Origin of the sequence: Marinoscillum sp., from assembly GCF_965229915.1 — a bacterium.
Lineage (GTDB): Bacteria > Bacteroidota > Bacteroidia > Cytophagales > Cyclobacteriaceae > Marinoscillum.
Genome location: NZ_CBDDJZ010000001.1, coordinates 1,787,200 through 1,814,187 on the forward strand (window position 1 = coordinate 1,787,200; position 26,988 = coordinate 1,814,187).

General features: G+C 42.5%; 23 protein-coding genes and 1 tRNA gene. 8 read left to right on the forward strand and 16 right to left on the reverse strand.

Features of this window, described 5'->3' with window-relative positions; all coding sequences use genetic code 11:
- Nucleotides 1–9: 9 nt before the first annotated feature.
- The 7 genes from ACO067_RS07740 to ACO067_RS07770 form a co-directional block, all read right to left on the reverse strand.
- Nucleotides 10–1,605 (reverse strand): hypothetical protein, encoded by a 1,596-nt coding sequence (locus tag ACO067_RS07740; RefSeq protein WP_421872679.1) that lies wholly within the window; start codon nucleotides 1,603–1,605, stop codon nucleotides 10–12.
- 35 nt (nucleotides 1,606–1,640) lie between these two features.
- Complete coding sequence (locus ACO067_RS07745) at nucleotides 1,641–2,858, reverse strand: glycoside hydrolase family 71/99-like protein (RefSeq protein ID WP_421872681.1); 1,218 nt, start codon at nucleotides 2,856–2,858, stop codon at nucleotides 1,641–1,643.
- A gap of 42 nt (nucleotides 2,859–2,900) precedes the next feature.
- The gene (locus ACO067_RS07750; RefSeq protein WP_421872683.1) at nucleotides 2,901–3,212 is read right to left on the reverse strand and encodes a RagB/SusD family nutrient uptake outer membrane protein; all 312 of its coding nucleotides are present in this window, start codon (nucleotides 3,210–3,212) and stop codon (nucleotides 2,901–2,903) included.
- A complete protein-coding gene (locus ACO067_RS07755; protein WP_421872687.1) occupies nucleotides 3,209–4,447 on the reverse strand; it encodes a RagB/SusD family nutrient uptake outer membrane protein in 1,239 nt (412 codons plus the stop codon). Before ACO067_RS07755 ends, ACO067_RS07750 begins: the two co-directional genes overlap by 4 nt.
- Nucleotides 4,448–4,459: 12 nt before the next feature.
- On the reverse strand, nucleotides 4,460–7,918 hold the full coding sequence (locus ACO067_RS07760) for a SusC/RagA family TonB-linked outer membrane protein (protein WP_421872688.1): 3,459 nt from the start codon (nucleotides 7,916–7,918) through the stop codon (nucleotides 4,460–4,462).
- Nucleotides 7,915–8,949, reverse strand: coding sequence for a FecR family protein (locus tag ACO067_RS07765; RefSeq protein ID WP_421872690.1), 1,035 nt, complete (start codon nucleotides 8,947–8,949; stop codon nucleotides 7,915–7,917). The genes ACO067_RS07760 and ACO067_RS07765 overlap by 4 nt, the downstream gene beginning before the upstream one ends.
- A 134-nt stretch (nucleotides 8,950–9,083) precedes the next feature.
- Nucleotides 9,084–9,749 carry an RNA polymerase sigma factor gene (locus tag ACO067_RS07770; protein WP_421872692.1) on the reverse strand — a complete coding sequence of 222 codons (666 nt, stop codon included), beginning with the start codon at nucleotides 9,747–9,749 and terminating at the stop codon, nucleotides 9,084–9,086.
- Nucleotides 9,750–9,937: 188 nt separating this feature from the next.
- On the opposite strand from ACO067_RS07770, the gene ACO067_RS07775 reads away from it, so the two are divergent.
- Both ACO067_RS07775 and ACO067_RS07780 read left to right on the forward strand, forming a co-directional pair.
- On the forward strand, nucleotides 9,938–10,807 hold the full coding sequence (locus ACO067_RS07775; protein WP_421872695.1) for a sterol desaturase family protein: 870 nt from the start codon (nucleotides 9,938–9,940) through the stop codon (nucleotides 10,805–10,807).
- A complete protein-coding gene (locus ACO067_RS07780; protein WP_421872697.1) occupies nucleotides 10,804–11,625 on the forward strand; it encodes a M23 family metallopeptidase in 822 nt (273 codons plus the stop codon). The genes ACO067_RS07775 and ACO067_RS07780 overlap by 4 nt, the downstream gene beginning before the upstream one ends.
- A gap of 20 nt (nucleotides 11,626–11,645) precedes the next feature.
- Here the strand turns inward: ACO067_RS07780 and asnS are convergent, their stop codons facing one another.
- Nucleotides 11,646–13,094, reverse strand: coding sequence for an asparagine--tRNA ligase (gene asnS, locus ACO067_RS07785; protein ID WP_421872699.1), 1,449 nt, complete (start codon nucleotides 13,092–13,094; stop codon nucleotides 11,646–11,648).
- A gap of 109 nt (nucleotides 13,095–13,203) precedes the next feature.
- On the opposite strand from asnS, the gene rpoN reads away from it, so the two are divergent.
- Entirely contained in the window at nucleotides 13,204–14,646 is a 1,443-nt protein-coding gene (rpoN, locus tag ACO067_RS07790) for an RNA polymerase factor sigma-54 (protein WP_421872701.1), read from the forward strand.
- 12 nt (nucleotides 14,647–14,658) lie between these two features.
- A complete protein-coding gene (locus ACO067_RS07795; RefSeq protein ID WP_421872704.1) occupies nucleotides 14,659–15,264 on the forward strand; it encodes a hypothetical protein in 606 nt (201 codons plus the stop codon).
- On the opposite strand, the gene ACO067_RS07800 is transcribed toward ACO067_RS07795, so the two are convergent.
- Complete coding sequence (locus tag ACO067_RS07800) at nucleotides 15,261–15,950, reverse strand: hypothetical protein (RefSeq protein ID WP_421872706.1); 690 nt, start codon at nucleotides 15,948–15,950, stop codon at nucleotides 15,261–15,263. The two genes, ACO067_RS07795 and ACO067_RS07800, sit on opposite strands and share 4 nt — an antisense overlap.
- A 238-nt stretch (nucleotides 15,951–16,188) precedes the next feature.
- Here ACO067_RS07800 and ACO067_RS07805 point away from each other — a divergent pair.
- Nucleotides 16,189–16,262: transfer RNA gene (locus ACO067_RS07805), tRNA-Arg, on the forward strand.
- A 519-nt stretch (nucleotides 16,263–16,781) separates the two neighbouring features.
- Here ACO067_RS07805 and ACO067_RS07810 read toward each other — a convergent pair.
- The gene (locus ACO067_RS07810; RefSeq protein ID WP_421872708.1) at nucleotides 16,782–18,512 is read right to left on the reverse strand and encodes an ATP-binding protein; all 1,731 of its coding nucleotides are present in this window, start codon (nucleotides 18,510–18,512) and stop codon (nucleotides 16,782–16,784) included.
- A gap of 66 nt (nucleotides 18,513–18,578) precedes the next feature.
- The gene (locus tag ACO067_RS07815) at nucleotides 18,579–19,706 is read right to left on the reverse strand and encodes an amidohydrolase family protein (protein ID WP_421872709.1); all 1,128 of its coding nucleotides are present in this window, start codon (nucleotides 19,704–19,706) and stop codon (nucleotides 18,579–18,581) included.
- A 79-nt stretch (nucleotides 19,707–19,785) separates the two neighbouring features.
- Here ACO067_RS07815 and ACO067_RS07820 point away from each other — a divergent pair, with 79 nt between their 5' ends.
- Nucleotides 19,786–20,523: a murein L,D-transpeptidase catalytic domain family protein gene (locus ACO067_RS07820; RefSeq protein WP_421872711.1), complete on the forward strand. Its 738-nt coding sequence runs from the start codon at nucleotides 19,786–19,788 to the stop codon at nucleotides 20,521–20,523.
- On the opposite strand, the gene ACO067_RS07825 is transcribed toward ACO067_RS07820, so the two are convergent.
- Together ACO067_RS07825 and ACO067_RS07830 are read right to left on the reverse strand one after the other, a co-directional pair.
- On the reverse strand, nucleotides 20,520–22,115 hold the full coding sequence (locus ACO067_RS07825) for a L,D-transpeptidase family protein (protein ID WP_421872713.1): 1,596 nt from the start codon (nucleotides 22,113–22,115) through the stop codon (nucleotides 20,520–20,522). The two genes, ACO067_RS07820 and ACO067_RS07825, sit on opposite strands and share 4 nt — an antisense overlap.
- Before the next feature lie 102 nt (nucleotides 22,116–22,217).
- Entirely contained in the window at nucleotides 22,218–22,643 is a 426-nt protein-coding gene (locus tag ACO067_RS07830; protein WP_421872714.1) for a hypothetical protein, read from the reverse strand.
- A 310-nt stretch (nucleotides 22,644–22,953) separates the two neighbouring features.
- Between ACO067_RS07830 and ACO067_RS07835 the strand changes: the two genes are divergently transcribed.
- Nucleotides 22,954–23,223, forward strand: a complete 270-nt coding sequence (locus ACO067_RS07835; protein ID WP_421872716.1) for a hypothetical protein — start codon at nucleotides 22,954–22,956, stop codon at nucleotides 23,221–23,223.
- A gap of 2 nt (nucleotides 23,224–23,225) precedes the next feature.
- Nucleotides 23,226–23,417 (forward strand): PspC domain-containing protein, encoded by a 192-nt coding sequence (locus ACO067_RS07840; protein WP_421872718.1) that lies wholly within the window; start codon nucleotides 23,226–23,228, stop codon nucleotides 23,415–23,417.
- On the opposite strand, the gene ACO067_RS07845 is transcribed toward ACO067_RS07840, so the two are convergent.
- From ACO067_RS07845 to accD, 3 genes are all read right to left on the reverse strand, one after another.
- Nucleotides 23,418–24,584: a formimidoylglutamase gene (locus ACO067_RS07845; protein ID WP_421872720.1), complete on the reverse strand. Its 1,167-nt coding sequence runs from the start codon at nucleotides 24,582–24,584 to the stop codon at nucleotides 23,418–23,420.
- A gap of 103 nt (nucleotides 24,585–24,687) precedes the next feature.
- Nucleotides 24,688–25,989, reverse strand: a complete 1,302-nt coding sequence (gene nqrF / locus ACO067_RS07850; RefSeq protein WP_421872722.1) for an NADH:ubiquinone reductase (Na(+)-transporting) subunit F — start codon at nucleotides 25,987–25,989, stop codon at nucleotides 24,688–24,690.
- A 128-nt stretch (nucleotides 25,990–26,117) separates the two neighbouring features.
- Nucleotides 26,118–26,957, reverse strand: coding sequence for an acetyl-CoA carboxylase, carboxyltransferase subunit beta (accD, locus tag ACO067_RS07855; RefSeq protein WP_421872724.1), 840 nt, complete (start codon nucleotides 26,955–26,957; stop codon nucleotides 26,118–26,120).
- Between the last annotated feature and the right edge of the window lie 31 nt (nucleotides 26,958–26,988).

The window sequence follows — 26,988 nt, forward strand, 5'->3', positions numbered from 1 at the left end:
AGTTTACCGTTATTGGGCAGGCTCTATTACAAGAGTTCTTCCTTCGTCAACGGAACTTATCTTAAAAGTCAAGACATAATTGCCCCCTACAGCCACGTAGTAGTTATCCTGACCGTCTTCTTTGATGATTTGCTCATTGTCAAATGCAGAACCGGTTTTGTTGGCTCCTCCATAGGTGACCCACTCTCCATCGGGACTTTCTCTGATGACGAATGATCGGGACTCGATTAGTTCCAGCTCCCAGCTCCACGTGTAAAAATCTCCATCCATTTCTGGAGTTTTAGCAAAGTGTATGGCATCCCAGGCCCCTTCAGTGGTGCCATCCACATAGTATGCATTTCCAAACATACCATACTCCTTGGAAGACATGTCATCTGCCCCCTCTGATGGCTCTATTGTCAAGGTGCGACCATCATCTTCAGCGTTGATGGTGAAGGTCACATCATAGGTTCCCGCAGTGTTTACCCAATAATTATCCTGACCATCTTCTTTGATAATCAATTCATCGTCAAATGCAGAGCCTACTTTAGCTGCACCTCCATAGGTGATCCAAATAGTGCCATCAGGGTCTCTAAGTACAAAAGCTCTATCTGCTATCAACTCTACTGTCCAGGTCCAGTTGTAAAGGTTGCCATCACGCCCCGGTGTTTTGACCATATGGACCGTTTCCCATTGACCTGTAGGTTCTTCACCATCTATTTTGTAAGCATTTCCAAACCAGCCGATCTCCACAGTTGAATAGTCATTTTCGAGTGCTCCAGTTTTTTCTTTGTTTTCATCCCACTCTAGCGTGGATGCATTGAATGAAAGGGTGTAGGTAAAAAGGCCAGTCTCATGATTTGGCAAGTTGACATCTTTATAAACCAAATCATAACCATTAGCACCGGCGTCCCAGGCTGCCTGATAATCTTCTACTCCCAGGTAGTCAATCGTTGCGATTACTCCGTCATTGTATAATTCATACCCTTGATTGAATCGGATCTTATAACCGGATGCTCCATAGAGTCCTAAATCTGTCGCTTCAAAAGTTGCACCGCTTACGTTCGCGTCTTTCAATGGTATAAAAGTACTCTCTGTCCATTGACCTGGTGTGGCATCACCGATGACATTAGCTTCTATTTTCATCATCCGAAAAGACTCCGTGTTGATGTCTACAAATAACTTGTAAAGACCCTCTTCTGAAACTGAAATGGGTTCAGCGTCGGGAACTAACGTACCATGAATGATATCTGCATCAATGTCCGTGAAATCAAGTTCCAACCCATTGGTAACTGTACCTCCTCCATCAGCTCCATATGTTGTGGATACATCTCCCTCCACATGACTAATCTCAATGGTACTGTTTGCACCGATATAAAGTAGTTTACCAAAGTAGCCATCTACACTGGCAACTCCACCACTTTTGTCTGGATTGAGTACTGCCAGGCTCATTTTGGCAGAGGGCTCAAGGGCCGTCTCAGCTACGGTATTGGTGCCAAACACATAGACTCCATCTATAGCTGGGATCAGCTCTTCTGGTTCGGTGGGCTCATCCTCTCCACACGACATCATCAGGGATGTTGCCAGCATGGATACTAGCAGCAACCCTTTGGTTATGTAATTCATTTTCATAGTATTAGGATTATAATTGCGATTGATATTTAAAGTTTTTCAAGTATTGCAGACGCTTCTTCTGGCCTCAATTCATTGAGATGAGTAAATACCTCATCCAGTAATTGCTGCACTTCTGTATTGTCTCGGTATTCTTTCCTTTTCAAGTAATACTGGCAGACCAAATCCAACTCAGACTTACTGTAGCTCACTCCAGAAAACTCCTGAAGGATTTCTAAAAACTGGTATTGAAATTCATCAGTCGGTTCGATCATTGTTCCTTCTCCAAAGTCGTTCCAAGTGACGAGTTGTATAGTTCCCAAACTGAACTCCGCTGCTTTGGCGAGCTGATCCGAAAAGGTTGCTCCTCCTCGATGACTGAGATAGCCATATCCCTCTCCCCAGCCTCCTTCCTGATAATAGTCATCAAATCCTGGACATGCAGAACCTATGATGTGACCATCATAGGTAGAATAGAAATTGGTGAGATCGCGCATGTCAGCATTGAAATCTACCCACGAAAACTCTCCGATTCCATTGTCTCCTACATAGTAGTCGTGTCCCCAAAGTGGCATGAAATCAGGTTTTGATTCCAGCACTGAAAAGATCTCGGTCCAATCATCAGCTTTGCGGAATAATCTTGGACCGAAAGTGAGCAGTAATGGATTTTCCTCTTGTTTGATGTATTGCTCCCGACTAAAGTAATTTTCCTCCAAAAAAGTAAGATCCGCCTGTGCCGCTTCGATTTCGGTGATTCCTTTTCTAGTAGCTACAGCTTCAGCGGTGTATTCCTCATAAACAACTCCGAAACTCAACCCAATGGTATCAAGCCTGGTCACAAGTGCCTCTGTGTTCTCAAAATTTCGGTAATAATCAAGAGTTTTGTGTGTTCCATACCAATCGATCAGCACCCCATCAATACCTGCGTACTTCATGAGCAGTAAATGATACTCCACCAGATCAGGATCCGCTGAATCATAAGGTCCAATGAGCGGATAGTAGTGTGCTGCAATGTCCCTTTTGCCCTGGCCGTCAATGTTATCTGGATTGCTATTGGCCATGCGCCAGTGACTACCCCAGTATCCAGAAAAGTCTTTGGACTCAAACCACGGCATATAATGCATGTATAACCTGGTGGCATTAGACTTCTCCACCATCACAGGTATGTAAGACTGACCATCATCAAGTGCTGGATCAGACTCCTTACAGCCGCCCAAACCAAGAGAGATGAACATAGCTATCCCTACGATCCAGTTGATCAAATCCATATTTTTTACCTTCAAAATCACTTCTTTACACTTCTTTTTTTATTATTCGTAGCCTGTACTTGGCGTCATATTGGGATTGTTATCGATTTCCTGAATTGGCACAGGATAGTAATAGTCTTTGTCATCGTATATGATCATCCCCTGGGTTACTCTGAAGTCATTGTACTTCATGACTTCCTCCTCTACGATGCCCCAGCGGACGATATCATACCAGCGATGACCCTCAGCAAATAATTCTCTAAATCGCTCCTCCCTAATGGAATCCCTCAACTGAATGCCAGCGAGATTATAATCCACAGAAGGCTCAGCAGTTTCCGGATCATACCCATAGGCACGCCGGCGAACTTTATTCATAAATTCTGATGCAATGCATCATTTCCGGTAGTGTTGAGCACCTCGGCATACATGAGGTACACATCCGAAAGCCGCATGTTGATATAGTTGATGCCACTGTTTCTGTTGGTAGAGTACACAGAATAATCCTCCGGCACATACTTTCTAAAACTATGGCCGGTATAGTTAAACTCACTTTCGCCTACAGGCATCATTACACCATCCACATTAGCGGCAGAGTCCTCCGGAGCATAGGTGGCGATCTTAAGCCTGGGGTCACTACCAAAACGAAATATATTCACTCCATGTGGGGTACAATTACTCCAGCCTCTTCCGGGAGGTGCAAGAGTCAGCGCAATCCCTGATCCAAGGCCATTCTCCCAGATATTTTGAGTCATGTCTATGGAGTAGTTTAACTCAAATATGGTCTCATCACTAAACTCCAATTTGCCTTGAAACATATCATCGCATTCTTCAAAAGTGAGAAGTGAGAAAATGCCTGAGTTAATCACTTCCTCAAAGTACGACCGTGCCTGACCATACTCTTCCATGTAGAGATAAACCTTGCCCAAATAACCCTTGGCAGCATAATTCGTTACCCTGGCGATGTTGTCATCATTCCAGGTGGGAGGCAGTAGCTCCTCTGCTAGTTTTAAGTCTTTGATGATTTGAGTATATACTTGGCCAACACTGGCACGAGGCTTCATCATCTCATCCCTTGAGGTAGCTACTTTAAGATGCAGCGGCACAGATAATTTGCTACTATCCTGAGCATACCCCGCTTCTCCCCATAATCTCACCATGTGGAAATATGCAAACCCTCTGAGGAAGTATGCCTGCCCAAGTATCAAATCCAATTCTTCTCTCTGGGCTTCATTTGGGCTGTATTTATCTATGTATGTTGGTGCATTTTCAATCAAATCATTGGCACGAGCAACTACTCGATACCAACCTCTCCAGGCCAGGTACATGTTGCCATCTCCTGAAGTCACTTCATTTCTACACTGTGCATTCCAATAGTCAGAGGTATGTGGCAATGCCAACAGTGTTTGGATGTAAAATGCCTGTCCGAAGAGATCCAAACTTTTAGTAGCTGAGTAAACAGAATTCAAAGAATAATGGAAATTATCTACGTTCGTATAGAAGCTTTCAGCTACGATCTCATTAGGATTTGAGAGGGTTAAAAACTCATCCTCACAAGCCACTATTCCAAGTAGTAGTAATCCAAAGGTCAATATGTTTTTCAATTGCTTCATTTTCATCAACATTTAGAACTGCACCTCCAAACCACCTCCAAATGTCCTCGTATGAGGATACAATCCATGATCTACACCTCTGCCTACATTAGACCCAGCTATTTCAGGGTCCATTCCAGAGTAATTCGTCAATGTCAACAGGTTATTGGCATTGATATAAAGTCGGATTTTACCCACCCTCATTCTGCTCAAAAGATTCTGCGGTACATTAAATCCGATCTGTGCGTTTCTCAACTTCAGATAGGAGCCATCCTCTATGAAGTAGCTGGATGGTCTACTGAAATTACCATTAGGGTCACTGGCTATATTTCTTGGATGCTCTGTATGCTTTTCAGGAGTCCAGGCTTCATAGATATCAGTGGTGGTATTATTGTCTCCAAAAAAATTCCTTGAGTAAGCTTTGTTGGCATTGAATACTTCTACTCCCTGAATTCCTTGAAACTGTAATAGGACATCAACCAATTGATCATAGGATATGTTGATGTTGAATCCATACATCAATTTGGGCCATGGGTTCCCAATAAACGTACGGTCATGCTCCCAGGTGACCTGGCCATCCGGTACTCCTTCCGGACCACTGATATCCTTGTACATAAAGTCTCCCGGACCTGTACCCCCTTCCTGATAAGTTCCGTCTGGAGCCCAACTATTAATTGCATAGACGTCATTTTCAGAATTCAGCATCTGCTGAACGATAAATCCATAAAAGCTAGAAACAGGCATACCAGCTTCCGTGCGGGTCATTCCTCCAATCTGTCCTCCTCCACTACCCGCAGTGATATACTCATCTCCAAAAAGACTCAGCACTTCGTTTTTCATAAAAGAGCCATTGCTGTTGAGAGTGACATTGAACTTACCAAAATTATCGCGGTAAATAATCTCCAGATCCAGTCCTGTATTTCTCATGGTTCCAACATTTAACTCTGGGTTTATTGGATTGAAATTATGCACGGCCAGTCCTACAGATGCCGGCACTGGCACTGGATAAAGCAAATCTTTCGTATCCTTAATATAGTAGTCAGCTGTAAGGGTCAATCGATCGTCCAGAAGACCTACATCTAACCCAATGTTATGCATGTTGACTTCTTCCCATTTCACATCACCATTGGGAAACTTGCTAATGAAATAGCCCGGAACTTTGTTAGTCCCACTTCGGTCAAAAGCATAAGTGCTAAACTGTGAAGAATAGGTCTTTGACCAGATATACCCAGGGATCTTGTCAGAACCCAATTTGCCGGTACTCGCTCTTAATTTCAGGTTGGATACAAAGCTCACTGTTTTCATAAAGCTCTCCTCTGAGATTCTCCAACCTATAGAATAGCTGGGAAATATACCCCATACATTGTTGGGACCAAATTGAGGAGAAGAGGCATCTCTCCTTATGTTTGCTTCTAGCAAATAGCGCTCATCATAGTTGTAATTGATGCGTCCAAACTGAGATAGGATACGCGACTGTCTCAAGGTATATCTGTCTGCAATATTGGCATTGGGCCCCATCACATTGAAACTCCAGGCAACATCTAGAGGTGATCCTGAGGCTGTCACTGGAAAACCGCTACCTTCATATTGCTGAGCTTCATATCCACCCATCATCGTGAGGTTATGCTTACCAAATGTTTGGCTATATGTAGCGACTATGTTCCCAATGATGGTCTCATCATTTCCATCCACATAAGTGAGCCGACCGATAGGGTCTGCAAAAGCTCCATAGTTAAATGCTTCTTTAAAGGACTTACCTTGAAAGGCAAGATAGTTGTACCCTATTTGTCCGCGGATTGTTAAAACATCTAGAGGGGTTAGGCTTAAATAGACACTTCCATCTAATCGATTGTAAATTCTTTTTTCGTGCTGCTGGTACTGAGTGGCCACCGGATTTGGGCCTTGAAAATAGGCAGGTGCCATTCCCCAACCACCATAAGGGTTCGACTCGTCGTATATGGGCATAATAGGAATGGACCTATATGGAATAGCTCCGTTATAATCCTCATTGAAGTTATCAATGGGGTTTTCTGTCACTCTAGAAAGTAAAACTCGCTCACCAATAGTCAGCCATCTTGCCAGGTCAATATCTGAATTGAAACGCATACTGAATCGCTCAAACTGATTATCAATCAGTATTCCTTCTTCATCATCATATCCAAAAGACAGATAGTAGTTGGTGTTGTCAGTGGCTTTAGCAACAGAAAGATCATGATAATGAGAAAACCCCGATCCATTATAGTAAGCATCAATCCAATCAGTGTCGTATTCCCAATTGTCCCAGGCTGGCTCTGGATTTTGGCCAGCATTTAACCGAGACTGTTTCTTGTAGTTCACAAAATCTTCGCTACCCAATAGCTCAGGCAATCTGATGGGATTTACTTTGGCGAAAGAGCTCTTATAGCTAATTTGTGTCTTGCCTTCTTTACCTCTCTTAGTTGTTACCAAAATGACCCCATGAGCAGCTGCGGCTCCATAGATGGCTGAACTGGCTGCATCCTTCAATATCTCTATTGACTCTACATCATCCAGGTTAAAGTGATTTCCCGGTGCCATACGTACCCCGTCTATGATCCATAGGGGATCAGTATTGTTAATAGACCCAACACCACGAATGTGTATGGTGGGACTAGCACCAGGAGCACCTCCACCTTTACTGACAAACACCCCAGAGCTCATACCCTGCAGAGCCTGATCCAGCCGAATCACAGGTCGATTTTCCAGATTATCCACTTTGACGGAAGAGACCGATCCAGTGAGATTGGATCTTTTTTGCTGACCATACCCAACTACGACCACTTCATCCAGAGAAGAGATATCTGTTTTCAACACCACGCTTATTTCTGTCTGATCAACCACCAGTACCTCCTGGCTTTTATAACCTACAAAGGACACTATAAGCATGGCAGGAAATGCTTCTTCAGGCAAATCCAATTTGAAACTGCCATCAATATTGGTAATTGTACCTTCTCCAGACCCCTTCACAATGACCGTAGCCCCTGGCAAACCTTCACCTGTTTCATCTTTCACTGTGCCCACAAGTCTACGCGGACCATGTGCTGTGAGTTTATTAGTAGATGTCAGAGAAAAAGAGGAACCTTCCAATTGCTCGGTTGGCTCCTCCAAGTTGTTGCCCTGATCTGCTGAGTCTTTCGATTGTTTGACGATGATATAAGTAGTCTCATTCAGCTGCTCAAAAGTTAACTGATGAGGTTCTAATAAGCTGGTCAGAAAATCGTGGAGTTCACCTTTCTTTTTCGGGATTTCCAGGTCGGAATTAATCTCAAGGTCTTTCAGCAAGTCATCATCGTAGTTAAAAAACACATTGAAGTTCTTCTCTAATTCGAATAATAGCTCTTTAAAAGTGTCTGCCGTTGTATCGCCTATAGTTAGTTCAGTTCGCAAGTTGGTTTTGGCATGACCATATCCAAATGAACTGACCATAATAGCCATCACTAAGAGACGAAAGGTTAGGTTCATTAATCGATTCATTTAGTAGCTGGTTTGATAATTACTGTTTGCCCTTTTCTTTCTACCTGTAATGAGAACGTCTTTTCTATAGTAGTAAGAAGCAGGTCAATATTATCGGCTGGTACCGTACCGGTAAAGAAGTAATCGCTGCTGGCTCCATGAGTGAAAAAGACATCAATATTATAGTTGGCCTTGAGAAGTTCACTGATCTCTTCCAGCGAATTCCTACGGAAAATAAGTAAGTTGTCCTTCCAGGAAGAGATCTCAGCGGTGTCTATGGTCTCATGTTTTGGAGCCTCACCTGGAGCCTCATATGTAACCCGATCACCGGGGACCATATCCACCACCACATTGGTCAACTGATTGTTCAGGGCCACCTTTCCAGAAGCCAACTCCACCTGACTCTTTTTTCCACGGGTATAAACATTGAATTCTGTCCCCAGTACGTTCACATCCACCTTATTGGCATGAACGATGAATTTTTGATCTGAAGATGTATGGGTTACGCTAAAGAAAGCCTCACCATCCAGCCACACCTCTCTTGCGCCACTCTCTTCAAATTCGGCCACATAAAGCTTCGAATTGGCATTTAGAATCACTACAGACCCATCCTCAAGAGTGACTTCTTTTGTTTGACCAAAATCAGTGGTGTAGGCAAGTTGTTCGGATCGTTTAAACTCAACTATGGAATAAATCGCCATACACATGGCTAGCAATAGTGAGGCTGCAACGGCCAATTTTAAAGTTACCTTGGTTCTAGATTTGGTATAGCTGTCCACAGGCAAAAAGCGAACAGGCACCTCAGGTTCATCGCCATCGATTCGTTGATTGATGATATGAAACATAGACAGTTCATCTTCATCACTCAATGTGTAATTAGGAAAGTTAAGATTTTCAAGTATCCTCTTCGCTTCTTTAACCTCTTCGAGTTTTTCAGGATGATCGGCGAGCCAGCTATTCCAAAATGCCTCAGACCCACGTACTCCCATCACCCATTCTCTGAAGTCCTTATCCAGAACAAAATCTTCTACCGTGTACTTATTGTAATCCATTCTTTTCCTTTTCTGACCAGAGAAAGAAAGAACCGTTCACTTTTTCTACGACCGAAGCGAAGAATATTTCAATAATTACATTTTTTCAAAACTAATACACTGAATATTATGAATACATACAATATACTATTTTTCTATTGCGATATTTCCATAATATCAGCACTCACTTCAAGAGCAGAGGCTATCAGAATCGGGGATAAGTAGAAGAAATTCGATTTGGATAGCGACTTCCTTAAGGTCTCTACACCTCTCCACGCCAGGTTATAGACCGTCTTCACATTAACATTCATTATGGAAGCGGCTTGTTCGTAAGTAAGGTTTTCGTAATAGATGTGGTAAAGTGTTTCTTTTTGACGAACTGGCAATTTGCCTATAGCCTCGCTCAACTTGAAGGCGATCTCTTTTTCTGAAACATGTGATCTTGCCATAAATTGCTCCAGGGACTTTTTACCTATCAATCTGGAAAGCTTAATTTTTTCAGAAGAAGTAGATTCCCACCTTTTCTGATCAGATTGCGACTTGGAAATCCTGCGTCGAAGCGAACGCATTAAATAAAATTTAATATTGTCTGTATCACCTAAGCGATCCTTATGCGACCAGATATCGACAAATAAATCTTGAATGCATTCCTTTACGGTAAACGAATCTTCAATGAATGTCATTCCGTAGCTGTAAAGACCTTTTACATGCAGGTGGTAAATCCTCTCAAAGGCATCACGATCACCAGAGCGAAACTGCTTCCAAAGTTCCGTATCAGAAAGCTGATCAATTGAAAAATGATGTAGGGATCTACTGTTCAAAATATTGTAAATTTCTGGTGCCTAGTTCGTCCTCATTTCAATAATTAACATAAAAATGAGCCACTAAAAATCAATTTTAAATTTACTGTAAAATTTCTCGCATTTGCAAACACCTTATTTTCAGCGCTTAAACGCAACTTTTTTCCTTGATTAATGATTACTTTAGAGAAATAACAACCCAAAAATTGATGGAAGCGATAATTGATTTCTTTACAGACGTACCTACCTGGTTTCGATCGATGATTCTAATCGGAGGGATCGTCATATTCTGGATAGCCGAGGGCATATTACCTCTCTTTAGTTTTCAGTATAAAAAATTCAGACATGCAGGAATCAACCTGTTCTTCACCATGACCACAGCTATCATTGGTTTTGGGTTAGCAGGAGTATTACTGCTTGCTTCTAACTGGGTCTCTACCAACGAATTTGGACTGCTGTACCTGGTAGAAATGCCACTTTGGGCTCAGGTAGTAGTCGGTGTGCTTCTTCTGGATTGTATTGGTGCTTATTTCATCCATTGGACAGAGCACAAAGTCAAATGGATGTGGAAGTTTCATCTCGTTCATCACAGCGACACCACAGTAGATGTAACTACCGGCTTGAGACATCACCCTGGTGAAACGGTTTTCAGAATTACCTTTACCATTCTTGCAGTGATCGTGGTAGGGGCACCTATTGGCATAGTCATGCTTTATCAATCGCTCTCCGTTCTGTTTGCTCACATTACCCATGCCAACATCAACATGCCACCAAAAATGGATCGAGCATTATCCTTTGTGTTTGTGACACCCAACATGCATAAAGTACATCACCACTATACTCAACCCCTAACTGACACCAACTATGGTAATATTTTTTCCATCTGGGACCGCATCTTTGGAACCTTTGCTAGCGTAGAAGATACCAGTAGTTTGAAGTATGGTATAGATACTCACATGGACCCAGCAGAAAACGACCGATTGGGTAATCTATTGGGAATTCCATTTCAACCATACCGAACTCCAGAAGGAAAACTTGAAATCAAAGACACTGGCAAAAAGGTAGCTAGCAGTTCATGAGATACTCGGTAATCATCATCCTTACATTGATAACTTTTATTGCTTCTGCACAGAAAAAAGAAGTAGAGGTATATCATAAAACCCAGGAGGACGGCTCACTCAAAATCTTTGCTCGCAACAATACTGAATTCCTACAAAGTGTTCAGATAGAAGCCACTTTCAAAGGAATGGAAGCCTCTGAAGATTTGCCAATACTCAAGACTATTGAACCAAACCAGAGTGCTTATTACTTCTCTCTGACCCCAGTCAAAAACGCTTATTCTTATAATTACCGCTTTACTTACATCAAAGGAGATGTGACTGCCGAGCACAACGATGATATCATCTACTACCTACCTTATGCTCAAAGCAAGTCATATATGGTAGATCAGAGCTATAATGAGACACCAACCCACATGAATCAGTATGCCCTTGATTTTCATATGGACGAAGGAACTGAAATCAGGGCGATACGAGCTGGGGTGGTATTTGAAGTTGTTGACAACAATAACAAAGGCTGCCCAAGAGAGGACTGCTCCAAATTCAACAATTATGTCCTGGTCATGCATGATGATGGCTCCATTGCCGATTACTCGCACCTCCAGAAAAATGGGGCTCGTGTTGAAGTTGGAGATGAAATTACCTCTGGTGACCTGATTGGCCTAAGTGGGAGTACTGGTTATGCGAGTGGACCACATCTACACCTCGAAGTATACGTGATGCGCTTTAGCGGACAGCAATCAGTACGTGCAGAGTACTACCTGGATAAGAGCACTATTGGTGTACCGATGAGTAATCACAGATACACGCAAGAGATGGACAAAAAAAATCCCGACTGATTGTCGGGATAATAAGATTCTTAGAATTCACAGTTGCCTGGAGTTCTTGGAAAAGGAATCACATCTCGGATGTTACCCATACCAGTTACAAACTGGATCATTCGTTCAAATCCCAGACCATATCCACTGTGAGGAACAGCACCAAATTTTCGTGTGTCCAAATACCACCACATTTCTTCTTCAGGAATGTTCATCTCCTTCATTCGCTGGGTAAGCAACTCGAGGCGCTCCTCACGCTGAGAACCTCCGATGATCTCTCCAATACCTGGAAAGAGAATATCCATCGCTCCTACCGTTTTGCCATCGTCATTCTGACGCATGTAGAAAGCTTTGATGTCTTTCGGATAATTGTATAGGATAACTGGCTTTTTGAAGTGCTTCTCTACGAGAAACCGCTCATGTTCAGACTGTAAATCAGCGCCCCATCCTTCGATGATATAAGAGAATTTTTTCTTTTTGTTTGGCTTAGAGTTCCTCAGTATATCAATGGCTTCCGTATAGCTCACCCGTTCAAACTCATTTTCTAAAACGAATCTCAAACGCTCCGTCAAAGTCATCTCTGAGCGCTCATTCTGAGGTTTATTCTTTTCTTCTTCTAGAATTCGCTTCTCTAGAAATGCAAGGTCATCTGCACAGTTGTCCAGTGCATATTTGACCAGATACTTCAGCATTTCCTGAGCCAGATCCATATTGTCCTGTAAGTCATAGAATGCCATCTCTGGCTCTATCATCCAAAACTCCGCCAGGTGACGCGTGGTGTTAGAGTTTTCGGCTCTAAACGTCGGTCCAAACGTGTAGATTTCAGAAAGTGCCATAGCTGCAAGCTCGCCTTCCAGTTGGCCGGACACCGTCAAATTAGCTTCCTTTTCAAAGAAATCTTTCTCAAAGTCTATCTGACCATCTTCTGTCTTAGGGATGTTGTCTAATTCAAAATTGGTCACTTTAAAGGCTTCACCGGCTCCTTCCGCATCAGACGCAGTAATAATCGGTGTATTGATATAAAAGAACCCTTTGTCATTGAAAAACTTATGAACCGCAAATGCCAATGCATGTCTCACCCTCATTACCGCACTAAACGTATTGGTCCTTGGTCTTAAATGAGCAATCTCACGTAAGAACTCCAGACTGTGTTTCTTTGGCTGCAGTGGATATTTATCAGGATCAGCCTCCCCAAATACTTCGAGACTTTCAGCCACCAATTCACATGACTGTCCAGAGCCCTGTGATTCTACAACTTTTCCAGTGGCTGAGATACTAGCCCCGGTGGTGATCTTTCTCAATAGCTCCTCGCCAAACTTTTCTGCATCAGCAACAATTTGGAGGTTATTGATCGTAGAACCATCATTCAATGCAATAAACGCAACATTCTTACTGGCCCGTTTGGTACGTACCCAACCCATGACCGTTAGTTCCTGGCCTACTGGCTCCTCGGTCAAAACAACTTGAATTTTGGTTCGTTTTTCTTTCACAGGATCAACAACTTAAGTCTTTATAAAACACCGCAAAAAAAGGATATTTTGACGGTTTAATCAAAGAATCACAGAATTATGATAATTTTGATTTTGAGCTAGGTAGAACATGCAAAAACTCAACCTCACACAGTCATTATCTCAAAAACTGTCTCCTCAGCAGATACAGTTTATAAAGTTGCTTCAGGTGCCCACAGCTGAGCTGGATACGCGCATAGAGGAAGAACTGGAAGTGAACCCTGCTCTGGAGGAAGGTGCTCCAGAAAAAGAGGATGACTATGGTTCAGACGATGAATATGATGAGTATGAGAACTCAACAGATTCAGAAAGCATCGAAGAGTACCTTCATGATGACTACTCGGGCTATAAGATGCAGGGAGATGGTCGATCAGATGAGGATGACAAGGAAATGCCGATCTCAGTTGGTTCTACACTGCATGAGCGGCTGATGACGCAGCTGGGGTATCTACGTCTGGACGAGCGTGAGCACAAGCTAGGCGAACAGCTTATCGGAAGCGTGGATTCGGATGGTTATATTAGACGAGAGCTGGAAGCCATTGTAAATGATCTGATCTTCTCGCAGAATATAGAGACTGATGTAGAGGAGCTAGAGAGCATCCTCTACAAGATTCAGAACTTTGATCCTCCAGGGATTGCCGCACGTAACTTACAGGAATGTCTGATGCTTCAGCTTGAGCGGAAGGATGAGCATACAGAATATCTGGATATAGCCAAACAGATCATTGATAAATGCTTCAATGAGTTCTCTAAGAAACACTACGACAAAATATCCAAACGTCTGAACATAGAGAGTGATGAGGCACTGAAAGAGGCCATCTCATTGATCACCAAACTGAATCCCAAACCTGGTGGATCTGGAGAAGATGTTGCTAAAACAGCTCAATACCTCATCCCTGATTTCCTCTTAAATAATAACAATGGAAAACTAGAACTGACGCTGAATTCACGCAATGCCCCAATGCTCAAAGTCAGCAGATCTTACGCCGACATGCTGCAGGCATATGATAAAAGTGATAAGAAGGACAAAAAGCTAAAAGAAACCGTATCATTCATCAAGCAAAAGCTGGACTCAGCCAAGTGGTTCATAGATGCCATTAAACAGCGCCAAAACACCTTATTGAATACCATGCAGGCGATCATTGATTTTCAGTATGACTACTTCCAGGAAGGTGATGAGAGCAAGCTCAAACCAATGATTCTCAAGGACATTGCTGACAGAATCAACATGGACATCTCCACTGTATCTCGGGTTGCCAATAGCAAAAGCATCCAAACAGAGTTTGGTATCTTCCCTCTGAAATACTTTTTCTCAGAAGGAATAGCGACAGATTCTGGAGAAGATGTCAGTAGCAGAGAGGTCAAGAACAAGCTCAAAGAATTCATCGATGGAGAGAACAAGTCTAAACCTCTATCAGATGACAAATTAGAAAAATTACTTCGTGGAGAGGGTTACAATATTGCCAGAAGGACTGTTGCCAAATACCGGGAGCAACTTAATATTCCTGTAGCCAGACTCAGAAAACAACTTTAAGTGAATACTTTAATGAAAGTAATATCAGCAGTATTTCATCCACTGCTCATGGCTACTTATAGCTGTGCTCTGATGTACTGGATCATTCCAGAGATATACAGTCCGATCCGCTATGAATCCATCCCTTTCTTTATCGGCGTGGTGTTTCTGACCACAGCAGTAGTCCCTGCCTTGAGTATTCTTTTTTTAAAAATGACTCAAAAAGTGACTAGCCTGGAGATCACAAAACTTGAAGAGCGATCCCTGCCATTTTTATCTATTGGGACATTTTATGGGGTGACCACCTACATGTTTTATGCAAAAATGAGTGTTCCATTCCCGCTACTTATCATGATGATGGCTGTGACCGTGTTGATTTTTTTGATTTATCTGATCAGCTTCAACTTCAAAATCAGCGTACATTCTGCTGGAATATGGGGAGTAGCAGGTCTGTTTAGTGCATTGGCCATCAAATACCTTAGTACATCAGTCATTCCTATACTGGCTGCCATTTTCGTGGCTGCAGGCTTGACCACTATGTCGCGGCTGTACCTGGGAAGGCATTCTCCCGATGAGAGCTGGTCAGGAGTGACTCTAGGTTTTATCTTATGTTTTCTAGCCTTTTACCTATTTGGTTAGAATCCACTGAAATTTATACCAATAGTCCAGGCCTGTGGATTGTCCGTTCCGTCAGGTGAGCCGTTAAACACGTTGTTGAGGTAGTATTTATAGTAGAGATGGACTGTTCTAAAGCCAAACCTACCTTGCAATCCGTACCTGAAGTCAACCATATCCAGATTAGAGTATAATTTCTCTTTGAATTCACCATTCACAGATTGATACTTGATCTTAGTGTGTGCTCCAATTCTCCTACCAAGGAAACCTCCCAAACCGATAAACCAACCTTCACCATCTTTAGTCCCCAATGGATGAATTCTGAACTCTACAGGAAGTTCGGCGTAGACACCAACCAGCTTATTCTTTGAAAAACTCACTCCAACCAACGAATCAAAAGACACTACTCCAGCATCATCTCTGGACCAGGTATATTCCTTATCAGATGCATATTTATCGATGGTAACACCAAGACTAGAATGAAAGGAAATGTGTGAATTTATTTCCCATCTTTTGTTGTAGTAAATACCTATTGAGTTGGATCCCCAAAATTTTGTAGGAAAATTGTCTGGTTGATTATTCCAGAAATTAAATCCGTAATCGATCATTAAATCACCTGGAAAATTGGGCTGTACAGGCCGTTTGCTTTCCTGTGCGATCCCAACAGATGCTACAATCATTAAAAGAAAAAATCCTACTAGTCGCGTCATACAATCTTTAATTTCGGGGGCAAAGATAGAATCTATTTTAAAACCTAAGGGATTAACGTTGATATATAAGACAAATTATTAACTTTGTGCTCGATTTTGATCAACCTACCTCAATTGAGGTGCAAGATACAGGGAAGATAACAGGCATAATAGCCTAAACTTCTTAAAAAGTGTTAATCAAAATATGGACCCGTAGCCTGCCTCGCCGGCAAGGAGGTTAGAGAATAGTTGACATAATGGACCCGTAGCATAACTGAATAGTGCACCAGATTACGGCTCTGGAGGTTGCAGGTTTGAATCCTGCCGGGTTCACTAGGAGAGCAAAACCCATCAGTACACACTGATGGGTTTTTGTGTTTCTAAGCTGAAAAGAATTTGTTCTTTGAAGGTGAAAGGAACACAAAAAAAATAGATACCTGAAAGGTAGATATGGTTTTGCCCTCGGAATTAGGGGCTAAAAGGATCGCCGAAGGCAATCCTGCCGACCTCAACTTTAAATCAAACTCACAACCTCGGTTGCAGCCCTAGGCGGGCCCGACTAGGCGTCCCCGTTTGAATCCTGCCGGGTTCACTAGGAGAGCAAAACCCATCGGTACACACTGATGGGTTTTTGTGTTTCTAAGCTGAAAAGAATTTGTTCTTTGAAGGTGAAAGGAACACAAAAAAAATAGATACCTGAAAGGTAGATATGGTCTTGCCCTCGGAATTAGGAACTAAAAGGATCGCCGAAGGCAATCCTGCCGACCTCAACTTTACATCAAACCCACAACCTCGGTTGCAGTCTTGCTGATTTAATTATTTCCACCTTTGTGATTGGAGTCCGTTAAAAAACTAGGTGTATTTCTCCAGAGTGCTCTGTAAGTCACTAACATTAAAAGGTTTGCTGATGAAATCTTTGATCCCTACAGCAAAGCAAGCATCCTGATCTGCTTTTAGCGCATTGGCAGTGATGGAGATGATCACTGGAGCTTTGGCTCCTGAGTAATTACTCAATATCTCATTGGCGGCTTGTATTCCATCCTTCACCGGCATACGGATGTCCATCAAGATGAAATCATAATCGCCTTCCAAAGCCACATCTACAGCCTTCTGCCCATCTTCCGCCAGATCAATGGTGGTGACACCCAAGTTTTTCAACATCTTGGTCAACACCATCTGATTGATCGGTTGATCTTCAGCGATAAGCACTTTCAGCGCCCCATAATCCGTTTTTTGCTCTTTCTTAACAGCTATGGCCACCTCACGATCATCACCTTGATTCACTTTCATTTGTATCACAAAACTGAAAATGGAGCCACTATCATCCGACTTGTCCAGTGTCAACAAACCTCCCATCGATGTGACTATTTTCTTGCAGATCGAAAGCCCAAGTCCGGTCCCTTCGATACCTGAGACCTTTTCGTCGCGATGAAACTCATCAAAAATAAACTCCTGATGATGGGGGGAAATGCCCTTACCTGTATCTTCAACTGTGGTCTTAATGATCACCCCCGAAGCATCCTTGGAAAGCAACTTAGTGGTAACTTTTACATGTCCTTCCTCAGTAAATTTGATAGCATTGCTCACTAAATTGATCACCACCTGCCGTAAACGAGCTGGATCACCAAGTAACTTGACTGGTATGGAGAAGTCCTGATCTAGTTTCAATTCCAATCCTTTTTTGTCTGCCATTACCGGAGCAAAGAACTGTCCCACCTCACTGATTACCTTATAGTAATCGAATTGGGTGTTCATTAAAACCATCTTACCCTCTTCTATCATGGAGATGTCTAGTACGTTGGATATTAACCCTCGAAGAATATCACTGCTATAGACCAAATCTCTCACCAGATCAGACTGCTCATTGGTCAACTTGGTTTGCCTTAGTAACTCGGCCGTACCGACTATTCCATTTAAAGGAGTCCGCATCTCATGGCTGATATTGGCCAGAAAAGTCGTCTTGGCTTTGTTAGCACGCTCCACATTTTGCTTTTCAAACTCCAGGCTATGATTGACACGTTTAAGTTTAACCCGATCGAGCGAATATGCCCTTTTAAAAATGTACATCGCCAAAGCCATGACAGAGAGCATGGTAACGTTCGCTATCGCCAGATCTCTCAGCAATCCTCGATCACTGGTATATGGTGCCGCAGCATTAGGTACGTAAAACTCATAAATAGTGAAAACCAGCACCATTCCAATGGACACCAGTATAAACAGACGGAAATCGCGGGGATCTAAAATCAAGAGCCCCGACAGATAAACCAATACAATAAAATAGGTGATTGCTCCTTTGAGACCACCTGACGGAAGCCAGGCAATACCCAGAATAACGAAGATTAACAAATAATAAAGTAATGAGATAACCCGTAGGGACACACCGTTCTTATAGGCCCAATATAGTGCAGTGTAAACCAACGAGCCAGAGGAATAGACCCCCAATATAGGCCATTCATAACCAAACCACAGTCCAAGACCCGTCCATAAGTAGAAGATGATCACCGTGATGAACAATGATATCTCAAACAGCCTGGTTTCTACAGGAGCACTCAGATTTCTAGCAGGAAGGATTCTTTTAAACAAACTCACTTAACTCATTACGAAAAGCTCCTTAGTTGAAGCCATGTCAAGTTATGCATAATTCCTCAATCATTCAGGAAATAGACTACTATCGAGATTTGGAATAATCCTGAGGGCATTTTTGTAGTAAACCTTCTTCAACACCTCATCTGAAAGGTCTAAACCATACATTCTCCAAAAGGCATGGTACTTTTTGTAATATGGGAAGTACTCATCGGCTGTTTCCAAGACTCTAAAGTAAGTATAGTACTCCTGAGGATTATAAGCGTCTTTGGCAAAAAGAATTCGGTCCTGATACTTCTCAAAAAAGGCTTTGGCAAACCTTGGCTGACGACCAAGCTCTGCTATGACAGCCCCAATACCAACATTCACATTAGGATAGGTATCCAGGTGCTTAGATAACGCTCCAAGATCATTGGCCATCCAGCCCATATGTGCATTGATAAAGGTGGTCTTGGGGTGCTTTTGAAAAACGTCATGCTGCTCGGCAATGATCTGCTCCCAGGGAGCCGGATCATCCGCACTTCGCTTTCTACCCGGTCTCAATTTCAACTCCAGCCATCGCTCATTCTTTTCATCCATTGGGTCCCAGAATGATTTGGGGTCAGCCGAGTGTATCAATACCGGAATACCCAGCTCCCCACATTTGGCCCAAACTGGATCTAACCTCGGGTCATTAACTGGCACTCGATTGCCTTCACTATCATTAATTCCCATCCCAAGGCTTTTGTAGATTTTTAGCCCTCTAGCTCCTGCAGCCACATCTTCCTCCAACTGGCGAACAGCCGCATCTGTCCAACCTTCTTTGCCTATATCTTTAAAAGAAACGTTGGTGAATACAACGATTCTACCGGCAGCTTCTCCCGCAATTCTGCGAACCATAGAGGCCAGATATTCCTGTGAACCAATGTCTCCGGCAGCTCGATCATATCCTCTACCACTTAGGTTAACCATCACTCCCATGTTCAATTCACCCATCTCTTCCTCCAGCTTATTGATGCCGTCCACGGAGAGATTCCATTGATGACTGTGCACATCTATAAATGGAAACTTCGCCTTGGTAACAGGATGCTCAGGAACCACGAGTGTTGACTCAGGATCATAAGTCTCAAAGTCCATTTTAGGAGCGTCATCCTCCTGGGCAAAAACCGGGATACTAACGAAAACTGCCAGTATCAATAAGCTAAAACTCTTCATGAAATTATTTTTAAATAATACCTGTTTTACGTGCACCTTTTAATAAAGATTTACGTTATCGCTGTTACGATTTAATGCAATGCTATTAAAGTTTAAAGTCTTTTTCACAAAAGCCATTCTCACTGGGTGTTTTTTGGCTGTGATTCAGCATGGTTTTGGCCACAATGCCACCCAATTGGAGGGATATATTCAACAGCAATACGAATATCTCAAACCTCTCGAAAATAGTAAACCTTCCTTTGATCTCTATCAAAAAGGACTCATTGGTTATTACAACCTATTAGCCGCAGGAAAAACCATTCCCAACAAAAAAATCACGCTAATCGATTTTAGATTGTCATCCAATAAAAAACGCATGTGGGTGATTGATCTCAATTCCAATCAGGTGATATACTATCGACTCGTAGCACACGGCAAGAATACCGGTGAGGAGTATGCCAAAAGCTTTTCTAATGTGAAGAATTCGAATCAAAGCAGTCTGGGCTTTTACCTTACCGGTGAAAACTACATTGGGAAGCATGGCCTGAGTTTGCGATTAGATGGTATGGAAAAAGGATTTAATGATAAAGCTCGGGACAGGGCTATCGTGATGCATAGCGCCAATTATGTAAGCCGAGATTTTAGTAAAAAAGTAGGCAGACTAGGGAGGTCTTTTGGATGTCCGGCAATAGCAATTAAGGATCACAAAGAGATCATCAAGGGATTAGCTAATCAGTCAGTCTTGTTTATTTACTATCCGCTGGAGGACTATCTCGCCAAATCCAAACTACATGATATTGAAAAGGCAAATGCCTACTTTCAAACCCTTTCCCTCTAAAGACTGCTAAAAAAGGCTTTTCTCAAACGCGCATTTCGGTCGTATATATCAGGGCGAAAATTGAGCACTCCGGATTCGTCGACAAATGCTGTCCAGTATTGCATGTGAACAGGAATTGGCTTACTCAAAATGATAGTCTGATTTGTCTTACTAGCTGAGATTTCATCTAGTTCAGGCTTGGTAAGTGGCCTGTTCTGAAACTGACCCAGATAATAAGCTAACTCCAATGGCTGGGAAAGTCGAACACATCCTGAACTCAGCGCCCGATTGTATTTAGCAAACACTTCAGGATGATTGGTATCGTGCATGTAAATATTGAATTCGTTGGGGAAGATGAACTTGACTCGGCCCAATGCATTGACCTTGCCAGGTTCCTGACGCAGCGTATATGGGAAATTTTTAGTGTAGCCAGCCCAGTTGATGGTAGCTGGATCTACTTCCTGACCCGACTGATCCAATACTTTTATTTGTAAGGAATTGAGGTAAGAAGGATTCTTTATCTGTGCCGGAATCATATCCTGATAAAGTATAGTTGGGGGCACGGTCCAGTAGGGGTTGAGGACCATATAAGTCATATTAGCAGTGAAAACAGGGGTCTGGCGATAAGGCTTCCCAACTGCAACACCCATTTCCAGACTAACCTGACCACTACGAACCACTTCCATCTCATAGGCAGGTAGGTTCACAAGAATGTAATGATCTCCAAGTGTTCTTGGTAGCCACCTACAGCGCTCCAGGTTCAAAACTATGTCTTCAATTCTTGTTTCAACCGGCTCGTTCATGCTCATAAGCGTAGACTGTCCTATGGCACCATCCACTTCCAATCCATATCTCTGCTGATACTTCGATACTGCTTGCTTCAACTGATCATCATATAACTCAGGTTCATCATTTGTATAAGGCACCAAATCACCACTTGCCAACAAGCGCTTTCGGACTTGTAGTACTCGCTCATCAGACTGACCTGGTTTCAAAGTTGGACCATTAGCTATCTGTCCCCATCCTCCGGATTGTTCTATTTCACGGTATTTACTTAGCTTTTCCACCAGCCGGGTGTAGGCTTTATAAGTAGGCCTAGAAGCGCTAAATACGGACTTCATATCATTGGTAGTGATTGCTTGTGCTAATAAATCTACCGGATCACCTTCCCGCTTCACCACACGCCAGTCAGGGTTGAGAGTTGTCGGATTTACCTTACCCGAGAGGAGATGGGTGGCGAGGAGCAAGAAAGAGTCCGTCAGCAGAAGCTCATAGTTCGCACGCTCATATGTATTTAATTGATCAAGGCCATCCAAATCTGATAATATAGAGAGATGGTAATCCTCTGGATTGAAGCCTTCTAGCTCACTCTTACGAATCTCCTCCAGCAATTGACTTGCAAGGTTATCTGTCCAGATTGTTTCAAAAATCCTGTTGGTGTAGAAATTAGCAATTGACTGGCCGCAACATATCCTCTGACCCTCGATCTGTAATCCACCACCTCTCAACTGTTCTATTTTCAGTCTAAGTTGGGTAGCCAGGTCTTCGGTCACTTGAGCCTTACTTATCGCAGGTAACAGCACCAGTAGTATCGGAATCAGATATCTTTTCATACTTATCAGGTATAGAACCATAAAAATAGACAGACACGCATAAACAAAAAAAAGCCGCCTGCTTGATAGCAGACGACTTCCTTGCCATAGCTGTCTGGCTTTTTATGAGTTAAAAATGTTTTTTACTTTGTCTCCAAAGTCTTCCAATGACTTTTTCACATCACTTGAAGTCTCATTTGCAAACTCTTTGGTATCGTTCCAAGCCTGCTTGGTGGAGTTTTCAACTTTGTCGATTGCTCTATTGAGATCATCTTTTTTCTCATTCAAATCGGCTTTGATCTCTTCGAGTTTGGTTTTATTATCATCAGTTGCTTCTGCGATTTTGTCATCCAGATCATCCAATTTGGACTCCACATCCAATTTCATTTCTTCCAACTCATATTTCAAATCAGTTTTTTCTGATTCGAAAGAGTCTTTCACATTTTCCATGGCGTTTTCAGCTTTGTTCTCTTCCTTCTTAGAAGATGAACATGCCACAACGAATGAACTAATCAAGGTGATTACGATTATTTTAGATAGTAATTTCATGGTATTCATGTTTAAGTGGTAATATTCCTTTTTCATAACGCAATGAATGGTGCCAATTCCACACCAAAACCACTAACGCTTGATTTACAGCTACTTATGGGATTTGCGAAGGACAATTCTAATTCATTTTGAAAAAATCATTCCAGAAATGAAAAAGTGTACGATTGGTGATATTCATCGTACACTTCCGCACCTACAGGTGTTCATTTTCGATCATCTTCCAGTGGATGTTAACAGAGCCAGCATCATAACAACCTGATTTACTGTTACTTATAATTTTTGGCACAGGCCTTGCCAAGAGTAGAGTGTTATGTTAAACAAGAAATCAATTAGTAGCAGCGGATTTGGTAAGACACTCTTAATTATTATTGGAGTGATTGTCGCATTGCTATTGACATACAATAGTCCGTTGTTTACAGCAGACCTCATCAATCTACCCGGAAGTGAAGTTGAGCCGGTAGCCGAAATGCCTAAAGATCAAAACTCAAACTCAAAGGGCTACTCTGGCTCAAGCTTCAATTCTCAAGCCAACCTATTTCATATCTTTACGAATAACTTACCATTTTTGAACAAAAAATAACTATGACTACAAGACGCCTGCTTAGATCGAGAACAGAGTCCATGTTGGCTGGAGTTTGTGGCGGAATCGCCAAATATTTTGATTTGGATCCTTCGCTGGTAAGAATTGGCTATATCGTATTATCCGTTCTGAGCGCTGCCTTCCCTGGCATTTTGGTTTACATAATTCTCTGGATTGTAATCCCTGAGGAATAATCAGACGAATTTGGAATAGGTGGTAATCCAGCGATTGGGCACCTCCCCTTCGAGAGCCATTTCATAATCGGAGTAATTGCATGGAACCATTCTGCTTCTCAAAAATCCTGAAGTTGCTTCAGGGTGAGGAACTTCCATCCACCATTTTTCAGAGATTTTGCTTTTATAAAACTTAATAGACGAGGGTTCTCCGCCCAATGAAACCTCATAGATCAGATAATCGTTGGATCGGAAGTTCTTGTCTCCTTTGCGGTTATAAAATCCTTCTATAAAATACCAGATCATTGTAGCTATGACGAAGGCAGTTTTACGGTCGTCGGTATCTTTGAGCACATCATAGTCATAGAAGCCTATACTACTCAACTTATCATTAAGTCCTGCATACCAGCAAAGTTGGCAGGCCTCTTCGCCTGTTAGTCCATATACTTTTGAATCGACAGCTCCTGGACAATAGTGCGCTTGCAGAGCAGAAATATCAAAAGACATCATATCAGCATCCCGAACGATTGGCTCCAGGTCCTTAATGTTTTCCTTAACCACACCTAATCGCACAGCCTCAAAGTATAACTTTTCCAGCAACTCGGCTTCCTTCGCTTCGACCAGATAGGACTGATGAGCCAACTGATAATAACTAAAAAGGAAATTGGGGTCATGCTTGAATATCCTATGAATGTGAGCCGCTGAAGGAAGATCTGATTTAGGATCTCCCAAATCTAGTTTGTTGTCAACATTAAGGACGGTTATCAGTTTTTCCTGATTTTCATAAGCCTGATATTGTCCCAAATCCAGATCATGACTCCCTCCGATCAATACCGGAAGAACGCCATGCTCCATCAGGTATGCACAGACCTCTTGTAGTCGCTGATAGGTATCTGGCAACTCAGGTCCATTCCTGAAATTTCCCAGATCGACAACCTTCAGGTTTCCTGAACCCTTTTTAAGCTCATATAGCCGTTTTCGGATTTCCGTACAACTTGATTTAATCCCCTCCTGATGCACTGCTTCTGCTCCTCTGGACTCCTGCAAGCCAATGATCCCAATATCTCGCCCATCTAGCTCAGGCATTTGTCCCTGGTTGATATAAAAAGAATGCGCAATGGCACTAGAAGGAAGTTGATCAACATTTATGCCGTCTGAGATGGGATCAAAGAAAAGTTTTAAATCCATAGGTAAGGGTGAGTTTGAACAAATCTAACGAAAAATGATCTTGGCACTAGACATAAAAAAAGGGGAAAATTGCTTTTCCCCTTTTGGTAAACGTTTTGTTCGATTATCCCCCGAAATCATCGAAACGGATGTTCTCATCTGGAATGCCGAAATCTTCACCCATTTTCTGAACAGCTGCGTTCATCAATGGAGGCCCACAGAAATACAACTCAATTTCTTCTGGTTGATCATGCTTGCTTAGGTACTGATCAATCACCGCCTGGTGCACGAACCCTAAGAAACCATCACCTTCCTTGTCGTTGATATCTTCTTTCACTTTCCAGTTATCTTCTGGGAGCGGCTCAGAGAGCACCACAAAGAACTGGAAGTTCGGGAAGTTCTTCTCTAGATCATAGAAGTGATCCAGGTAGAACAGCTCTCGTTTCGAACGACCTCCGTACCAATAAGTAACTTTTCTGCCAGTCTTTAATGTTTTGAACAGGTGATAGAGATGTGATCTCATCGGTGCCATACCTGCTCCACCACCCACATACAGCATCTCTGCGTCTGATGGATTGATGAAGAATTCACCATAAGGACCAGAGATAGTTACTTTATCCCCTGGTTTTCTCGAAAAGATGTAAGAAGAAGCAATCCCTGGATTTACTTTCATCCATCCATTAGCTGATCTGTCCCATGGCGGAGTGGCCACACGAACGTTGAGCATGATTTCTCTTCCTTCTGCAGGATAAGAAGCCATGGAGTAAGCTCTTTCTACAATCTCAGAGTTGACCATTTTCAAGTCCCAAAGACCAAATTTGTCCCACTCCAATTTGAATTTCTCTGGATCATCGTGCTCTTCTGGGTGAGCAGTAATGTCCATATCTTTATAGTCAACCTCACATTCAGGGATTTCGATCTGGATGTAACCTCCAGCTTCGTAATCCATATCTTCAGGAATCTCAACAACAAACTCCTTGATAAATGAGGCAACGTTATAGTTTCTAACAACAGTGGCTTCCCACTTCTTGATACCAAAGATTTCCTCTGGAATCTCGATGCGCATGTCCTGCTTCACCTTCACCTGACATCCCAACCGAACGCCTTCCTTCTGTTCAGATCTGCTTAGGTGACCAACCTCTGTAGGAAGTACCTCTCCTCCTCCTTCTTTCACGGTACACTTGCACTGCGCACAAGTACCACCTCCACCGCATGCAGATGGTAAAAAGACGCTCTGTCCCGATAGAGTTGATAAAAGAGATGAGCCGGCAGGTGCAGTAATTGGATTTGCTTCATCACCATTCACGATGATTTTCACAGGTCCTGATTGAACCAGTCTTGACTGAGCAAACAATAAGATAAATACCAATAACAGAATAACTCCGGTGAAAGCAATGATGCCTGAAGTGATAATGACTGATGACATAGGTCTGAAGCCTTTTGTTTTAAATTAATCGGGTGCAAATATAAGAGATAAACCCTTGTGATTAAAGGTGATTACCTGCATTTCTTACACGATCGCTAACAGATTGTTTTTAGAAAAAGTTTGAATATTTAATAGATCATTTTCAATAGAGCAGTCAACTTATTCTTTAACTGTCTACGATCTACGATGAAGTCCAAAAATCCATGATCTAGCACAAACTCAGAACTCTGGAATCCTTTCGGTAGGTCCTTGCCTATTGTCTCTCTGATGACCCTTGGGCCAGCAAATCCGATCAACGCACCAGGCTCAGCAATATTGAAATCACCAAGCATCGCAAAGGATGCCGTCACTCCACCAGTAGTAGGGTCCGTCAGTAGTGAAATATATGGGATTTTTGCCTCCGACAACAATGCAAGCTTAGCAGAAGTTTTGGCCATCTGCATCAAAGAAAAACCTGCTTCCATCATACGAGCACCTCCAGATTTGGAGATCATCAGAAATGGTATTTTCTTTTTCAGGGAGTAGTCGATACCTCGTGCGATCTTTTCACCTACTACAGATCCCATAGAACCACCAATGAAGCTGAAATCCATGCAACAGATGGTGATTTCTTTTCCATTCATCTTACCATGTGCGGTACGTACAGCATCTTTCAAGCCTGTTTTGGACTGAGTGGCAGCAATACGATCAGGGTACTTTTTACTATCAGTAAACTTCAAAGGGTCCGCTGAGCTCAAATCTGCGTCGAGTTCAGTGAACTTGTTGTCATCAAATAGTATTTCGAAGTATTCCTTGGAGCCAATACGAACGTGGTAATCGTCATCAGGGCACACATAAGCATTGTTCTTAAGCTCACGCATGTGGATGATATTGCCGCTTGGGGTTTTGTACCAGAGTCCGTCAGGGGCTTCTTTTTTCTTTTCAGTAGGGGTGTGTATTCCTTTGTCTTGTCTTTTAAACCAAGCCATAAGCCGATTTTATGTGAGTGTGCAAAACTAA

Excerpts from the sequence above, each read along its gene's own strand:
- ACO067_RS07740 (WP_421872679.1), bottom strand. The coding sequence starts at position 1,605 with ATGAATTACATAACCAAAGGGTTGCTGCTAGTATCCATGCTGGCAACA.
- ACO067_RS07745 (WP_421872681.1), bottom strand. The coding sequence starts at position 2,858 with ATGGATTTGATCAACTGGATCGTAGGGATAGCTATGTTCATCTCTCTT.
- ACO067_RS07750 (WP_421872683.1), bottom strand. The coding sequence starts at position 3,212 with ATGAATAAAGTTCGCCGGCGTGCCTATGGGTATGATCCGGAAACTGCT.
- ACO067_RS07755 (WP_421872687.1), bottom strand. The coding sequence starts at position 4,447 with ATGAAGCAATTGAAAAACATATTGACCTTTGGATTACTACTACTTGGA.
- ACO067_RS07760 (WP_421872688.1), bottom strand. The coding sequence starts at position 7,918 with ATGAATCGATTAATGAACCTAACCTTTCGTCTCTTAGTGATGGCTATT.
- ACO067_RS07765 (WP_421872690.1), bottom strand. The coding sequence starts at position 8,949 with ATGGATTACAATAAGTACACGGTAGAAGATTTTGTTCTGGATAAGGAC.
- ACO067_RS07775 (WP_421872695.1), top strand. The coding sequence starts at position 9,938 with ATGGAAGCGATAATTGATTTCTTTACAGACGTACCTACCTGGTTTCGA.
- ACO067_RS07780 (WP_421872697.1), top strand. The coding sequence starts at position 10,804 with ATGAGATACTCGGTAATCATCATCCTTACATTGATAACTTTTATTGCT.
- rpoN (WP_421872701.1), top strand. The coding sequence starts at position 13,204 with ATGCAAAAACTCAACCTCACACAGTCATTATCTCAAAAACTGTCTCCT.
- ACO067_RS07795 (WP_421872704.1), top strand. The coding sequence starts at position 14,659 with ATGAAAGTAATATCAGCAGTATTTCATCCACTGCTCATGGCTACTTAT.
- ACO067_RS07800 (WP_421872706.1), bottom strand. The coding sequence starts at position 15,950 with ATGACGCGACTAGTAGGATTTTTTCTTTTAATGATTGTAGCATCTGTT.
- ACO067_RS07815 (WP_421872709.1), bottom strand. The coding sequence starts at position 19,706 with ATGAAGAGTTTTAGCTTATTGATACTGGCAGTTTTCGTTAGTATCCCG.
- ACO067_RS07820 (WP_421872711.1), top strand. The coding sequence starts at position 19,786 with ATGCTATTAAAGTTTAAAGTCTTTTTCACAAAAGCCATTCTCACTGGG.
- ACO067_RS07825 (WP_421872713.1), bottom strand. The coding sequence starts at position 22,115 with ATGAAAAGATATCTGATTCCGATACTACTGGTGCTGTTACCTGCGATA.
- ACO067_RS07830 (WP_421872714.1), bottom strand. The coding sequence starts at position 22,643 with ATGAAATTACTATCTAAAATAATCGTAATCACCTTGATTAGTTCATTC.
- ACO067_RS07835 (WP_421872716.1), top strand. The coding sequence starts at position 22,954 with ATGTTAAACAAGAAATCAATTAGTAGCAGCGGATTTGGTAAGACACTC.
- ACO067_RS07840 (WP_421872718.1), top strand. The coding sequence starts at position 23,226 with ATGACTACAAGACGCCTGCTTAGATCGAGAACAGAGTCCATGTTGGCT.
- ACO067_RS07845 (WP_421872720.1), bottom strand. The coding sequence starts at position 24,584 with ATGGATTTAAAACTTTTCTTTGATCCCATCTCAGACGGCATAAATGTT.
- nqrF (WP_421872722.1), bottom strand. The coding sequence starts at position 25,989 with ATGTCATCAGTCATTATCACTTCAGGCATCATTGCTTTCACCGGAGTT.
- accD (WP_421872724.1), bottom strand. The coding sequence starts at position 26,957 with ATGGCTTGGTTTAAAAGACAAGACAAAGGAATACACACCCCTACTGAA.